Origin of the sequence: Caenimonas sedimenti (genome assembly GCF_007833165.1) — a bacterium.
GTDB classification, from domain to species: domain Bacteria; phylum Pseudomonadota; class Gammaproteobacteria; order Burkholderiales; family Burkholderiaceae_C; genus Ramlibacter; species Ramlibacter sedimenti.
On the sequence record NZ_VOBQ01000018.1, the window covers coordinates 47137 to 62459 of the forward strand.

General features: G+C 69.5%; 7 protein-coding genes and 1 pseudogene. 7 read left to right on the forward strand and 1 reads right to left on the reverse strand.

The features are described 5' to 3' along the window. The first annotated feature begins 32 nt into the window (after nucleotides 1-32). The 3 genes from recC to recD are packed head-to-tail and all read left to right on the forward strand — an operon-like array spanning nucleotide 33 to nucleotide 9345. Nucleotides 33-3581 carry an exodeoxyribonuclease V subunit gamma gene (gene recC / locus FN976_RS21850; RefSeq protein WP_145895199.1) on the forward strand — a complete coding sequence of 1183 codons (3549 nt, stop codon included), beginning with the start codon at nucleotides 33-35 and terminating at the stop codon, nucleotides 3579-3581. Next, nucleotides 3578-7276, forward strand: coding sequence for an exodeoxyribonuclease V subunit beta (gene recB, locus FN976_RS21855; RefSeq protein ID WP_145895200.1), 3699 nt, complete (start codon nucleotides 3578-3580; stop codon nucleotides 7274-7276). Before recC ends, recB begins: the two co-directional genes overlap by 4 nt. Beyond that, nucleotides 7273-9345: an exodeoxyribonuclease V subunit alpha gene (gene recD, locus FN976_RS21860; RefSeq protein WP_145895201.1), complete on the forward strand. Its 2073-nt coding sequence runs from the start codon at nucleotides 7273-7275 to the stop codon at nucleotides 9343-9345. The genes recB and recD overlap by 4 nt, the downstream gene beginning before the upstream one ends. A gap of 313 nt (nucleotides 9346-9658) precedes the next feature. Here the strand turns inward: recD and FN976_RS21865 are convergent, their stop codons facing one another. Next, a complete protein-coding gene (locus FN976_RS21865) occupies nucleotides 9659-10549 on the reverse strand; it encodes an AraC family transcriptional regulator (RefSeq protein ID WP_145895202.1) in 891 nt (296 codons plus the stop codon). 93 nt (nucleotides 10550-10642) lie between these two features. Here FN976_RS21865 and FN976_RS21870 point away from each other — a divergent pair. The 4 genes and pseudogenes from FN976_RS21870 to FN976_RS21885 all read left to right on the forward strand — a co-directional run. Then, nucleotides 10643-12313, forward strand: a pseudogene (locus FN976_RS21870) (thiamine pyrophosphate-binding protein); the annotation flags it as partial. 114 nt (nucleotides 12314-12427) lie between these two features. Next, nucleotides 12428-13879: an aldehyde dehydrogenase gene (locus tag FN976_RS21875; protein WP_145895293.1), complete on the forward strand. Its 1452-nt coding sequence runs from the start codon at nucleotides 12428-12430 to the stop codon at nucleotides 13877-13879. Between the two features lie 14 nt (nucleotides 13880-13893). Beyond that, a complete protein-coding gene (locus FN976_RS21880; protein ID WP_145895203.1) occupies nucleotides 13894-14868 on the forward strand; it encodes a Bug family tripartite tricarboxylate transporter substrate binding protein in 975 nt (324 codons plus the stop codon). Continuing rightward, nucleotides 14869-15294 carry a GlcG/HbpS family heme-binding protein gene (locus FN976_RS21885; protein ID WP_145895204.1) on the forward strand — a complete coding sequence of 142 codons (426 nt, stop codon included), beginning with the start codon at nucleotides 14869-14871 and terminating at the stop codon, nucleotides 15292-15294. The last annotated feature ends 29 nt before the right edge of the window (nucleotides 15295-15323 follow it).

The following is a 15323-nucleotide window of genomic DNA, read 5'->3' on the forward strand; positions in this document are numbered from 1 at the left end:
AGAGCGGCGTGATTGTTCCAAGTGATTGATTGATGTCCGCCTCCCATATCTCCCTCCCCTCCGGCTTCATGGTGGTCCACGGCAACCACCCCGAGTCCCTGCGCGAGCTGATGCTCGCCTGGATGGCCCGGCACCCGCTCGGGCCGCTGGAAGACGAAGTCGTGCTGGTCCAAAGCAACGGCATCGCGCAGTGGCTCAAGCTGGCGCTGGCGGCGGATCCGGCGCAGGGCGGCGTGGGGATTGCGGCGGCGGTGCAGACGAAGCTGCCTTCGCAAGGGCTGTGGGAGGCGTATCGGCAGGTGTTGGGGCGGGATGCGGTGCCGGCGACTTCTGCGTTTGACAAGTCGAGGTTGGTGTGGCGGTTGATGCGGTTGTTGCCTGCGTTGCTGGGTGAGGCTGAGTTTGTGCCGCTGCAAAGGTTCTTGGTGAAGGATCCGGATTGCCGGAAAAGGCATCAGCTGGCGATGCGGGTGGCGGATTTGTTTGATCAGTATCAGGTGTATCGGGCGGATTGGTTGGGGGAGTGGGCGGTGGGGAGGGATGTGGTGACGGGGAAGGGTGGGGCGGGCGGAGGCCTGGATTCCAGCCTTCGCTGGAATGACATCCCTGGGGACCTCCGCTGGCAGCCCAGGCTGTGGAGAGAACTGCTCAAAGACGTCGGCCCTGAAGGCGCCGCTTCCAGCCGCGCCGAAGTCCACCGCCGCTTCATCGAGAAATGCCAGGCCGCAGGTGACGATGAAAGACCAAAAGGCCTCCCCCGCCGCATCACCGTCTTCGGCGTCTCCTCCCTCCCGCAGCAATCGCTGGAAGTGCTCGCCGCGCTGGCGCGCTGGACGCAGGTGCTGCTGTGCGTGCACAACCCCTGCGAGCACGACTGGTCGCACATCGTGGCCGACCAGCACTTGCTGCGCGCCAGCCGCACGCGGCGCAAGCGCCGCGACCAAGGCGCGAGCAACAGCAAGGAAGTTGAGCCCGAGCTGCTGCACCTGCAAGCCCAGCCCTTGCTCGCCGCCTGGGGCCGGCAGGGCCGCGACTTCATCCGGCTGCTCGACGCGCACGACGAACGCGAAAGCTACGAGCCCCGCTTCACCGCCGCGGGCCTGCGCATCGACCACTTCGAGGCCAACGCGGCCGACACGCTGCTGCGGCAGTTGCAGGACGACATTCGCGATCTGCGGCCGCTGGGCGAGACGCAAACGCGCTGGCCGGCCGTCAACGAGAAGAGCGACCGCTCGCTCGCCTTCCACATCACCCACGGCCCGCAGCGCGAGGTGGAGGTGCTGCACGACCAGCTGCTGCACGCCTTCGCCCACGATCCCACGCTGACGCCACGTGACGTCATCGTGATGGTGCCGGACATCGCCACCTATGCCGCGCACGTGCAGGCGGTGTTCGGCCAGCTGGCGCGCGATGACGCGCGCTACATCCCCTTCAACGTGGCGGACCAGACCCAGCGGCAACAGGATCCATTGCTGGGTGCGCTGGAGCAGTTGCTGAACCTGCCTGAGGCCCGTGTGTCCGCCAGTGACGTGATCGACTTGCTCGAAGTGCCGGCGCTGCGCGCGAGCTTCGGCATCGCGGAGGTGCAGCTGCCGCTGCTGCACCGCTGGATCGCGGCGGCGGGTGTGCGCTGGGGCCTGCATGAGGAGCATCGTGCACATCTGGAACTGCCGGCCGGCCTGGCGCAAAACACCTGGGCTTTCGGCCTGAAGCGGATGCTGCTGGGTTATGCGGTCGGCGGCGGCGAGCCTTGGCAGGACATCGAGCCGCTCGACGAGATCGGCGGGCTCGACGCCGCGCTGCTGGGGCCACTCGTGCGGCTGGTGGACGCGCTGGACGCGCTGTGGCGCGAGATCGGGCAGTCGGCGGCGCCGGCGAGCTGGTTCACCCGGTTGAAGGGCCTGTTGCAGACTTTCTTCCAGGCCGACGACGGCAGCGACGACGGTTTCACGTTGATGCGCCTGCACGGGGCGCTGGACGAGTGGATGGACGCCTGCGAAGCCGCCGCGCTCGAGGATGAACTGCCGCTCGCGGTGGTGCGGGAGCATTGGCTCTCCCGCATGGAGCCTTCCGGCCTCAACCAGGCCTTCCTGTCCGGCGGCGTCACCTTCGCATCGCTCATGCCCATGCGCGCCATCCCGTTCCGCCGGGTGGCCCTGCTCGGCATGAACGACGGCGACTATCCGCGCAGCCGCATCCCCATGGACTTCGACCTGATGGCGGGCGACTTCCGGCCGGGTGACCGTTCGCGCCGGGAGGATGACCGGTATCTCTTCCTGGAGGCGCTGCTGTCGGCGCGCGACCACCTGCACGTGAGCTGGGTGGGGCGGAGCATCCACGACAACGAGTCGCGCCCGCCCTCGGTGCTGGTGGCGCAGTTGCGCGACCATCTGGCTGCGGGCTGGCGGCTGCAAGGCGTGGACGATCCTGCTCAGGCCGGTGAAGCCTTGCTGCGGGCGCTGACGACGGAGCATCGCCTCCAGCCCTTCCACCCGGCCTATTTCGAAGGCAAGGTGCCGGGCCTGTTCAGCTATGCGCGCGAATGGCGGGCCAGCTGGGCGCAGCCGGATGCGTTGCAGGACGACGCATTGCACGCCGCCCTGCCGGTGCGCGTGCGTGAGACGCCGTTGAACCTGCGCCTGCTCGGCGACTTCGCGCGCAGCCCGGTGCGGTCCTTCCTGCGCGAGCGCCTGGGCGTCGACTTGCGCGAAGACGACGTGGTCGGCCAGGACCACGAGCCCTTCGACCTGGACGGCCTGGCCAACTGGCAATTGCAGGACGACCTGATCCAGGCGCAGCGCGCCGCGGTGGATGCGGGGGCGCCGCGCGAGCCGGCGCTGCAGGCGCGTCTGGCCGCGTTCGAACGCCGTGGCGATCTGCCGGTGGGTGCGTTCGCGGCCCGCGTGCGCGAGGAGCTGGCGGCGCCGATGGAGAAGCTGTTCGGGGAATACCAGAAAGAGTTGGCGGCCTGGCCGGCGACGCTGCCCGATGAAGCGGTGACGATCACCTTCGCCGAATGCGAGCCGCCTTTGGCCCTGGACGACTGGCTCACGGGCCTGCGGCGCAACGCGAAGGGCGAGCGCGCACGCCTGGTCCTGGAAAGCAGCGGTCTCGTGAAAGACAAGCGCTGGCGCGTCGAGCGGCTGCTGCCGCCCTGGGTGGCGCACCTGGCCGGGCAACTGGGTGGCCATGCGCTCACCACCACCGTTCTCAGCAAGGCGGGTTCGGCGACGTTTCCTCCTCTCGCCACCGAAGACGTCGAGCGGCACTGGAACGCCTTGCTCGCCGCGTTTCAGGACGGCATGCGGCGGCCCTTGCCCTTTGCGCCGCAAGCGGCCTATGCCTTCCTGCGCGCCGGCGGGGCGGAGGCGGGCGAAGCCGCCTACGAAGCCGCGCGCAAAGCCTACGAGGGCAATGACTTCGACAACGCCGGCGAGGCCGCGATGCAGCCGCACCTGGCCCGGGCCTTCCCGGAGTTCGGCGCGCTCTGGGCCGGCGACGAGTTCATGCACTGGGCCGAGGTTTTGCTGGCCCCCATGCTGGAGGCCCTGGGCGATCCGCCCAAGGGAGACTCCGCATGACGGACATCCTGGACCCGCTGCGGTTCGCGCTGCAGGGCCGTTCGCTCATCGAGGCGAGCGCCGGCACGGGCAAGACCTACACCATCGCCGCGCTCTACGTGCGGCTGGTGCTGGGGCATGGCGGCGCGGGGGCCTTCCGGGAAGCGTTGATGCCACCGCAGATCCTCGTGGTGACGTTCACCGAGGCGGCCACCAAGGAACTGCGGGACCGCATCCGCGCCCGCCTGGCGGCGGCCGCGGTGCTTTTCCAGGCTGTCCAGGAGGCTGTCGTTCCTGCGCAGGCAGGAACCCAGGCAAAGGATGTCGTTCCTGCGCAGGCAGGAACCCAGGCGCCCGCGGACGACTTCCTGCTCGACCTGCGCGCGAGCTATCCGCCCGCCGAGTGGCCCGCCTGCGCCCACATCCTCCGCCTGGCGGCCGAGTGGATGGACGAGGCGGCCGTCTCCACCATCCACGGCTGGTGCAACCGCATGCTCCGCGAGCACGCGTTCGCCAGCGGCAGCCTGTTCTCGCAGGCGTTGGAGGCCGACCAGAACGACCTGCTCGACGAAGCGGTGCGCGACTACTGGCGGCGCGAGTTCTACGCGCTGGCGGAGGAGGACGCCCGCAGCATCACCGATTGGTGGCGCAATCCGGCCGCGCTGCGTCAGGCCTTGCTCGGCTTGTTGCCGCATGCCGCGCATTGGGGGGCTGCGCCCGCGCCGCGCGACAGCCTGCGGCAGGCGCGGGAAGAAAACGAAGCGCTGCTGGCAGGTCTCAAGGCCCCGTGGCGCAACTGGTGCGATGACATCCAGCGGCTGCTGGATGCGGCGGTCGAGGCAGGTCATGTCGACGGCCGCAAGCTGAAAAAGACCGACTACCACCGCTGGCTGAACCTGCTGCGCGCGTGGTGCAGCGGTTCGGAAGTGCGGCCTGCGCTGACGGCCACGGCCTGGACCAGACTCACGCCCGAGGGCTTGCAGGTGGCCTGGAAAGAGGGCCGGAAAGCGCCCGACCATGCCGCGCTTGCCGCCCTCCGCGAACTGAACATCCAGCTCGCAGCGTTGCGCGACGCCAAGCCGGACGTCCTGCGCCACGCCGCCCGCTGGGTCGCGCAACGCCTGCAGGACGAACAGGAGCGCCTCGCCCGCATGGGCTTCGACGACCTGCTCACGCGCCTGGCGGCCGCCTTGCAGGGCCCGAACGGCGAGCGGCTCGCGCAGACCATCCGGGCGCAATTCCCGGTGGCGCTCATCGACGAGTTCCAGGACACCGACCCGGTGCAGTACGCGATCTTCCGCGCCATCTACGGCGCGGCATCGCCGGAAGGTGCCACGGCCCTGGTGCTCATCGGCGATCCCAAGCAGGCGATCTATTCGTTCCGCGGCGCCGACATCCACACCTACCTGGCGGCGCGGCGCGACACCCAGGGCCGCCATGCGACGCTGGGGACCAACTACCGCTCGACCGAGACCTTGGTCGCGGCCGTCAACCGCTTCTTCGTGCAGGCCGAGGAGCGTGCCCAGGGCGCGGGGGCCTTCCTGTTCCGCCAGGGCGATGACAATCCGCTGCCCTTCTTCGAGGTGGGCGCGCAGGGCCGCGCCGAGACCTGGCAGGTCCATGACGCACCGGCGCCGGCGCTCAATTGCTGGTGGTTCGATCCACCGCAGGCGCCGCGGCCCGGCGACTACATCGCCGCCATGGCGACCGGCTGCGCGAGCGAGATCGTGCGCCTGCTGCAACTGGGGCAGCATGGCGAAGCCGCGTTTGCCGGCCCGCGAGGCCTGCGTGCGCTGCAGCCCGGCGACATCGCCGTGCTGGTCAACACCGGGCACGAGGCGCGCACCCTGCAACGCGCGCTGCAACGGCGCGGCGTGCGCAGCGTCTATCTCTCGGACCGCGACAACGTCTACAGCACCCCGGCGGCGCGCGAACTGCAGCGCCTGCTGCAGGCCTGCGCCGACCCCGACGACGGGCGCCTGCTGCGCGCCGCGCTCGGCAGCGCGTTGCTCGCGCTGCCCTGGTCCGCGCTGGACGAATTGCAGCGCGACGAGCACGCCTGGGAAGCCCGGCTGCTGCAGTTCCGCGACTACCGCTCGCAGTGGCGGCGGCAAGGCGTGTTGCCCATGTTGCGCCGGCTGCTCAACGACTTCGGCGTGCCGCGCCGCCTGATCGCCGCGAACGACGAGCGGCAGCTGACCGACGTGCTGCACCTGGCCGAATTGCTGCAGCAGGCGAGCGGGCTGCTGGAGGGCGAGCACGCCCTGGTTCGCCATCTCGCCGAGCAGCGCCAGGCCCAGGTGATGCAGCCGGACGAGCGCCAGCTGCGCCTGGAAAGCGACGAGAAACTGGTGAAGGTGGTCACGGTCCACAAGTCCAAGGGGTTGGAGTACGGCCTGGTGTTCGTGCCCTTTGCCAGCAACAGCCGTGCCGCCAAGGCCACGGACTTGCCGCACCGGTGGCACGACGAAGAGGGCCGCTTGCAGGTGTCGCTGTCGGCCGGCGATGAAGTGCTGGAGCGGGTGAACCGCGAAAGGCTGGGGGAGGACGTGCGCAAGTTCTACGTGGCGCTCACGCGCGGGCGCTTCGCCACCTGGGTGGGGCTGGCGCCCCTGGCGGACTTCGCGCGCAGCGCGCCGGGCTACCTGCTGGCGGGTGGCGAGGCGGTGCCGCCGGGCAGCCTGCAGGGCTTGCTGCAAGCGGCCTTCGGCCGCACCGCTGGGGTCGCGATCGTGCCCGTGCCGGCGGAGGGCGAGTCGCGCTACGTACCGGACACGGCGCAGACCGTCCTCGCGCCCGAGCCGAAGCTGCCTGCCGGCGCGCGCGAGCGCTGGTGGATCGCCAGCTACTCCGCGCTGCGCGTGGCGGAGAGCGGGCAGCCGGCGCAGCGCCTGCCCGCTTCGGCGGAAGAGGCGAACTACCTGGAAGCCGCGGGCGAGGAAGGCCCACCGCCCGTGGTGGAGCCGGCGCCGGACAGCCTGCATGGCTTTCCGCGCGGCGCGAGCGCCGGTACTTTCCTGCATGGCGTGCTGGAATGGGCCGGGGAGCGCGGTTTCGGTGCGGTGGCGAGCGAGCCGCAGGAGGTGGACGAACTGATCCGCAAGCGTTGCGAGGTGCGCGGCTGGACGCAGTGGGCCGCGCCCTTGCAGCGCTGGCTGGCCCGCTGGCTGGCGACACCGATGCAACTCGCCGGATTGCCCGGCGTCGCGCCGGTGCGCCCCGCGGACCTGCACACGATCCAGAACGAGATGGAGTTCTGGTTTCCCGCGGACCACGTGGATGCGCTCCAGCTCGATGCCCTGGTCACCGCGCACACGCTGGGCGGCGTGGCGCGGCCGGTGCTGGCGCAGCAGCAGTTGAACGGCATGCTCAAGGGCTTCATGGACCTGGTGTTCGAGCATGATGGCCGCTACTTCGTCGCGGACTACAAGTCCAACCGGCTCGGGGAACACGATGCCGACTACACCGCCGAAGCCATGCAGGCCGAGGTGCTGAAGCACCGCTACGAGCTGCAGTACGCGATCTACCTGTTCGCGCTGCATCGGCTCTTGCGCAGCCGCATCCCGGACTACGACTATGACCGGCATGTGGGCGGGGCGGTCTACATCTTCCTGCGCGGGCATGCCGCGCCCACTCAGGGGCTGCATCTGGAACGCCCGGGCCGCGCGCTGATGGACGCGATGGACCGATTGTTCGATGGGGCGGGCCGCGCATGACGCCGCCTGTCGCCACCGTCGCGCAACTGGCGCAGCTCGAAGCCTGGGTGCGGCACGGCTGGTTGCGCGAGATCGACGCCGCCCTGGCCGCCTTCCTGGCGCGCGAGGCGCCGGATGCGCATCCCCTGCTGCTGCTGGGCGCCGCACTCGCCAGCCACCAGCTTGGGCGCGGTCACGCCTTCCTGGACCTGCGCGCCGTGCTGGCCGACGCCGGCGAGACGCTGGCGTTGCCGCCGGAAGAGGGCGATGCCCCCGCTGCGGACTTGCCGTTGGGGCCGGCCCAGGTGCTGGCCGGCATCCGCCTGGAGGACTGGCGCGCCGCGCTGGACCACGCCAGCCTCGTCGGGTTCGGCGACAGCGCGGGCGCGGGCGCGACGCCGCTGGTGTTGGCCGGCGACCGCCTCTACCTGCGTCGCTACTGGCGCTACGAGCGCACGGTGGACGAAGCGATCGCCGAACGTCTCGCCAGTCCCGCCTCGCTCGGCACCGGCGGCGAAGCACGTCTGCACGCTGTGCTCTCGGCGTTGTTTCCGCCTGCGGACGACCTGTTCGCACCGCTCGACTGGCAGAAGGTGGCCTGCGCGCTCGCGGCGCGCTCGCGCTTCGCCATCGTCACCGGTGGTCCTGGCACGGGCAAGACGACGACGGTCGTGCGGCTGCTGGCGGTGCTGCAGGACCTCGCGATGGCGACCGGGCCCAAGCTGCGGATCCGCCTCGCCGCGCCCACCGGCAAGGCGGCGGCGCGGCTGAACGAATCGATCGCGAGCGCGGTGGCCAACTTGCTGCTCGCCCGCGACGCGCATGGCGAACGGGTGCGCGCGGCGATCCCCACCGAAGTGACGACTGTGCATCGCCTTCTCGGGAGCCGGATGGACACGCGGCGCTTCCATCACCATGCGCGCAATCCGCTGCCGCTCGACGTGCTGGTGCTCGACGAGGCTTCGATGGTGGACCTGGAGATGATGGCCAACGTGCTGGAGGCCTTGCCCGCGCACGCGCGGCTGGTGCTGCTGGGCGACAAGGACCAGCTGGCTTCGGTGGAAGCGGGTGCGGTGCTGGGTGCCTTGTGCCGGCGTGCCGACGGCGGCCACTATACGCAGGCGACGACTGACTGGTTGCGTGCGGTCACCGGCGAAGACGTGCCCGGCGACATGCGGGACCCACGCGGTCAACCGCTGGACCAGGCCGTGGTGAAGCTGCGCAAGAGCCACCGCTTCACCGAGGGCAGCGGCATTCGCCGGCTGGCCGATGCGGTGAACGCGGGCGATGCCGGTGCGCTCGCCGCGTTGCGCGCCGATCCGCCGGCCGACCTGGCATTCGCGGAACTGCCGATGGACGGCGAGGCGCTGCGGCAACTGGTGCTGGAAGGCGCGGTGGACGCGGTGGGTGCCGTGCCGGCAGCCCGCGCCGGGCGGCCCCGCCGCGATGCGCCGCTTGGGTTTCGCCACTATCTGGGCGTGCTGCGCCGGCGCAAGCCGCCGGCGGCCGCCGATGCGGCCGCCATGGACGGCTGGGCGCGTGATGTGCTCGATGCGTTCGGTGCGTTCCGGCTGCTGTGCGCCGTGCGCCGCGGCCCGGCCGGCGTCGAGACGCTGAACGCGCAAGTCGCGGCCTGGCTGCAAGCCGAAGGGCTGGTCCCGGCCGACCAGGGCTGGTACCTGGGCCGGCCGGTCATGGTCATCCGCAACGACTATGGGCTCGGGCTGATGAACGGTGACGTGGGCGTCACGCTGGCGCAGCCACCGGCCGGCGGCGGCCGGGGTGACTGGACCCTGCGCGTGGCCTTCGCGCGCGGCGACGGCGGCATCCGCTGGGTGCTTCCCAGCCGGCTGCAGGGCGTGGAGACGGCGTTCGCGATGACCGTCCACAAATCGCAGGGCTCCGAGTTCGCGCATGCGGCGCTGCTGCTGCCGGACCGGATGAACCGGGTGTTGACGCGCGAGCTGGTCTATACCGCCGTGACGCGGGCGAGTGCGCGGCTGACGGTTGCGGGTCACCTGGGCCTGCTGGAGCCGGCGATCGCGCGTCGGTTGGCGCGGACTGGCGGTTTGCTGGACGCGGAGTCCTGAGTTGCTATTCCTGCTGTTTCTCCCTCTCCCTGTGGGAGAGGGAGCAAGTCAATTCAGCGGCTCGCGAGCACGCCCTTTGCCACCAGCGCCCGGTATTCCGACGGCGCATTCCCCACGCACTTGCATGGGGACACCCCCAGCGAAGATGCGTCGAGGCATGGTGGGATCGCAGCGGCTTCGGGCTGTTTCTCCCTCTCCCTCTGGGAGAGGGCTGGGGTGAGGGTTGCCGCCCGACGAGGCGTCACCAGACCAATGCCGTGCCGCGCCTGCCCTCACCCCAACCCTCTCCCAGAGGGAGAGGGAGCAAGTCAATTCAGCGGCTCGCGAGCACACCCTTCGCCACCAACGCGCGGTATTCAGAAGGCGTATTCCCCACGCATTTGCTGAAGAACTTGCTGAAGTACGCCGCGTCTTCATACCCCAGTTGCACGGCGACCTCTGCCACTGGCATCGGCGTATAGGCCAGCAGACGCCGCGCTTCCAGCATCAATCGCTCATGCAGCAACTGCAGCGCGGATTGCTTCGTCACGCTGCGGCAGCTGCGGCTCAGGTGGTCGGGTGTCACCCCCAACGCATCAGAGTAGAAAGACAACGGCCGATGCTCGCGAAAGGATTGCTCGACCAGCGCGTGAAACCGCTGCACCAGCACATCCCGCGTTCCCTGGCTCTTCTCGCGGCTGAAATGCTCACCGCGTTGCCGCAGGAATTGCACCGCCAGCAGCGTGGCGCAGGCCAGCAGGGCGTGCACGCGGCCTGGGCTCTGCGCACGGAACTCACGAGCGATCTGAGCGAAGAGCGCGTTGCAGACCGCCTGCTCTTCGTCCGGCAAGCCGTCGAGCACGAACGACGCGGCCAGCTCGGATTCAGCGAGAGTCGACCCGGCCAACAGGCGCTGCAGCGTCGCCGTCGGCACCGTCACCTGGTGCCCCACGGCATCGCGCGTGTAGGTGAAGCCGTGGACAGAGCCCGGCGCCAGCATCAGCAGCACCGGCGCCTGCGCCTCGAACTCGCGGCCGTCGATGGTGCCGCGCATGCTGCCCTGCGCGAGCAACTGGAACTGATGCAAACCGTCGTGCCGATGGGCCGGAATCGTCCAGTCCATCTCGGTGCCGCGTTCCGCCACCGATTCGTAGTGCAGGCAATCGTCCGGCTGGTCGTGACGGACTTCGCGGAAGGGGACGAGCAGCAGCGGCGCGGGCTTCATGGACTGGATTTTCACCCGATGCCGGAAAAGTACATGTAAACGGCCGAATCGTCCATCGCGTCACAGGGGTTTGCCGCGCATCATCCAGCCCCTATGACACGCAATCCCAGCCCAGGCGAAGCCGTCCTGCAGGCGGCGCAACGCCCGCCCGTGCGGGTGACGGGCGCGCAGGCGCTGGTGCGCATCCTGCTGGCCGAAGGCGTCGACACGGTGTTCGGCATCGTCGGCGGCAAGCTCTCGCCGCTGTTCCACGCGCTGAGCCAGGAACCGAAGATCCGCTTCATCGGCGTGCGCCACGAGGCTGCCGGCCCGATGATGGCCGCGGCCGTGCATGCGGGCACCGGCAAGATGGCGGTGGCGGTCGGCGAGTTGGGCCCCGGCGGGCTCAACATGGCCTCCGGCCTCGGCGTCGCCTTCAACAACAACCTGCCGCTGCTGGCGATCACCACCAACCAGCATCGCGCCTCCTCCTATCCGCACAGCGGCGTGTTCATGGACATGGACACGCGGGCCGTGACGACACCGCTGACGAAATGGAATGCCGTGGTGCAGGACGGCCGGCGCATGCCCGAGCTGGCGCGGCGCGCTTTCCGCGAGGCGCTCAGTGGCCGGCCCGGGCCTGTGCACCTGGACATCCCGCAGGACGTGCTGGGTGAGGTGCATGCCTTCGCAGCCGATGAGTTCGATGTGGCTCCGGCCCGGTATCGCGCGACGTTGCCGCCGCGTCCGGCTGCAGCGGCAGTCGAGGCCGCAGTCGCGCTCTTGCAAAGCGCCAAGCGGCCGCTCGTGGTCGGCGGTGGCGGCGTGGTGGTGGCTGGCGCGTCTGACGCGCTTCGCGAACTCGCGCAACGCCTCAACGCCCCCGTCGTCCCCACGCAAATGGCGCTGGGCGTCGTGCCGTCCGACAGCCCGCATTTCATCGGCCACGGCGGCATCATCGCCGGCGAGGCGGTCAAGCACGCCTTCGAGCGCGCCGACGTGATCATCAGTGTCGGCTGCCGCTGGTCCTCGTGGATGTGGGACGAGCGCGGCGCGCTGGCGCGGCGCCACCACAAGCTCATCAACGTCAACATCGATCCTTCGGCGCTCGGCGGGGCGGCGATGCATGAAGTGGCGATGCAAGCCGATGCGGGCGAAGCCTTGCGCGACATCCTCTCTGCGCTGGGTGAAGACGCAGCGGCCGACGCCAGTTGGCTGGAAGAAGTCCGCGCCGTTCGCGCCCGTTACGAACGCAAGCTGGCCATCATGGCCGCCGACACCGAAGAGACGATGCACCCGGCCGCCCTGGCGAAGGCCATCGCGGACGCGCTGCCCAAGGACTCGCTCGCGGTCTACGACGGCGGCCACACCACCTTCTGGAGCAACGACTTCACGCCGGTGCACGACGTGCGCACGCGCTTCCACGAGCCGGGCATGAGCCACCTGGGCTACGGCCTGCCGGCGGCCATCGCGCTCAAGTCGCAGAACCCCGGCAAGACCGTCGTCAACATCACCGGTGACGGCGCCTTCGGCTTCACGCTCAACGAGCTGGACACGGCACGCCGGAACAAGCTGCAAGTCATCACCCTCATCCACAACAATGCCGCCTGGGGCGTGATCCGCATGGGCCAGAAGCTGGGCCTGGATTTCGAGATGGCGACGGCGCTGGAAGACACCGATTACGCGGCCATCGCACGCGGCTTCGGTTGCCATGGCGAAGTCGTCACGCGCGCGGGCGACGTCGCCGGCGCCCTGCAGCGCGCCATCGCCTCCGGCCTGCCGGCGGTGCTGGATTGCCGCACCAAGTTCCTGCCGCATCCCGCGGTCCCCCAATTCGTCAGCATGAACAAGTACGGCTTCCAGTCGCTCACGCGCGTGGAGCCCACCAAAGAGAGAACCATGAACGACATCCGCATGCTCATAGCCGGTGAAAAGACAGCCTCCGCTTCCGGCAAGACTTTCGAGCGGCGCAATCCGCTGGATGGCACGATCGCCACGCGGGCTCCCGCGGGAACCGCACAAGACGCGCTGACTGCGGTCGACGCCGCCGCCAAGGCCTTCCCGGCCTGGTCGGCGATGGGCCCCGGCGCGCGCCGTGCGCTGTTGCAGAAGGCGGCCGTGGCACTGGAGGCCAAGGCGCCGAAGTTCATCGAAGCGATGGCCGCCGAGACCGGCGCCGCCGCCCCCTGGGCCGGCTTCAACGTGCACTTGGCCGCCGGCATGCTGCAAGAGGCCGCGGCGATCACCACGCAGATCGGCGGCGAAGTGATCCCCTCCGACGTGCCCGGCAGCCTGGCCATGGGCCTGCGTGTGCCGGCCGGCGTGGTGCTGGGCATCGCGCCCTGGAACGCGCCGGTGATCCTGGGCGTGCGCGCCATCGCAACGCCGCTGGCCTGCGGCAACACGGTCATCCTCAAAGGCTCCGAGCTGTGCCCGGCCACGCACGGCTTGATCATCGAAGCGCTGCAAGAGGCGGGCTTGCCGCCTGGCGTGGTCAACTTCGTGACCAACGCGCCGGCCGATGCTGGTGAAGTCGTCGAGGCGATGGTGTCCCACCCGGCCGTGCGCCGCGTCAACTTCACCGGCTCCACCAAGGTCGGCAAGATCATCGCGCAGACCTGCGCCAAGTACCTCAAGCCGGCGATCCTCGAACTGGGCGGCAAGGCTCCGCTGGTGGTGCTGGACGACGCCGATCTCGACGCGGCCGTCGACGGCGCGATCTTCGGCGCCTTCGCCAACTCCGGCCAGATCTGCATGTCCACCGAACGCATCGTGGTGGACGCGAAAATTGCCGATACGTTCGTCGCCAAGCTCGCCGCGCGCGCCGTCGGACTGCCGCTGGGCGATCCGCGCAAGGGCCCGGTCGTGCTGGGGTCTGTGGTGGACATGGCCACGGTCGAGCGCTGCAACGCGCTGATCGACGATGCGTTGGCCAAGGGCGCCACGCTGGTGTGCGGCGGCAAGTCCGAGAACACGCTGATGCCCGCGACCGTGCTCGACCACGTCACGCGCGACATGAAGATCTACCACGACGAGAGCTTCGGCCCGGTCAAGCCGGTGGTGCGGGTCGAAGGTGTCGAAGCCGCCATCACCTGCGCCAACGACAACCCCTATGGCTTGTCCGCAGCCGTGTTCGGCCGCGACGTTGCGCGCGCCATGCAGGTCGCGCGGCGCATTGAATCGGGCATCTGCCACATCAACGGCCCCACCGTGCACGACGAGGCGCAGATGCCTTTCGGCGGCGTCAAGGAATCCGGCTACGGCCGCTTCGGTGGCAAGGCCGGCATCGAAGCCTTCACCGAGCTGCGCTGGATGACGATCCAGACGGCGCCGCGGCACTACCCGTTCTGAACAAGGAGACAAGCATGCAACGTAGAGACATCCTGCGCGCAGCCGCGGCCATCGGCGGCGCGGCTGCGGGGCTGCCGGCCTTCGGCCAGGCGGGCAACATGTTCATCTGGTCGGGCTTTCCGGCGGGCGGCCTGGGCGACCAGGTGACGCGGCCTCTCATCGAGCAGATGCGGGGCAAGTTTCCCCAGACGATGGTCTACGACAGCAAGCCGGGCGCCGGCGGGCGCATCGCGGCTGAATTCGTCAAGCGCGCCGCGCCGGACGGCAACAACCTCCTGCAAGCCCCGGGGTCCATCATCGTGCTGCAGCCGCACGTGTACAAGAAGCTGCCCTACGACACGCTGGCCGATTTCACGCCCGTCGTCGGCTTGTGTTCTTTCACGACGGTGCTGACCGCGGGCCCGGGCATGCCGGCGGACGTGAGGTCGGTGGCCGACCTGCTGCGCTGGGCCAAGGCCAACCCCACGCAGGCCAATTTCGGCATTCCGGCCACCGGCTCGGCGGGCCACCTGACCGGCATGCTGCTGGCCAAGCAGTCCGGCGTGGACTTGAATCCCATCCCCTACAAGGGCGGTGCGCCGCTGCTCACCGACCTGCTCGGTGGCCAGGTCCCGTTCAGCATCAATGTCGTCAGCGAGATCCTGCCGCATGTGCGTTCGGGCAAGCTGCGGGCCTTGGCCGTCAATGCCCCCACGCGCTGGAAGGCGCTGCCCGAGGTGCCGACGATGACGGAGCTGGGGTACAAGGAGCTGGCATCGCTGGAGTGGCTGGCCTGGTTCGGCCCGGCGCAGATGCCTGCCACGCGCGTGGCCGCGATCAATGCGGCTGTCGGCGAAGCGCTCGCCTCGCCGGCGATGACGGAGACCTTCGCCAAGAATGGCCTGGAACCCTTGCGGGTCGCGCCGGACCGCTTCGCCGCCATGGTGAAACAGGACCACGCCTACTGGGGCGGCGTGGCCAAGGCGATCGGCTTCAAACCGGAGGATTGAATGGTCAAGCTGACCCTGGCGCAAGCCAACACGATCATCGAGGCGGCCCTCGCGAAGTCCACGGCCTCCGGCTTCAAGCCGATGGGCATCGCCGTGCTGGATGAATCCGGCAACCTCAAGGCCTTCGCGAGCGAGGACGGCGCCAGCATGTTCCGTTTCGACATCGCGCGGGCGAAGGCCTGGGGCGCGGTCGGCATGGGCGTTTCCAGCCGGGTGCTGGGTGAGCGGGCGAAGGGGAATCCGAATTTCTTCGTGTCGCTGGCGGCGACCGCGGAAGGGAAGTTCCTACCGCAGACGGGCGCCGTCGTCATCAAGGATGCGACTGGAAATGTGATCGGCGCGGTGGGAGCCAGTGGCGGTACCGGCGATGAGGATGAATTGATCTGCATGGCGGGGGTGGAAGCGGCTGGCCTCACCGCCGGCTGACGGGCTTTCCCCCTTCCCGCTCTGGGGGA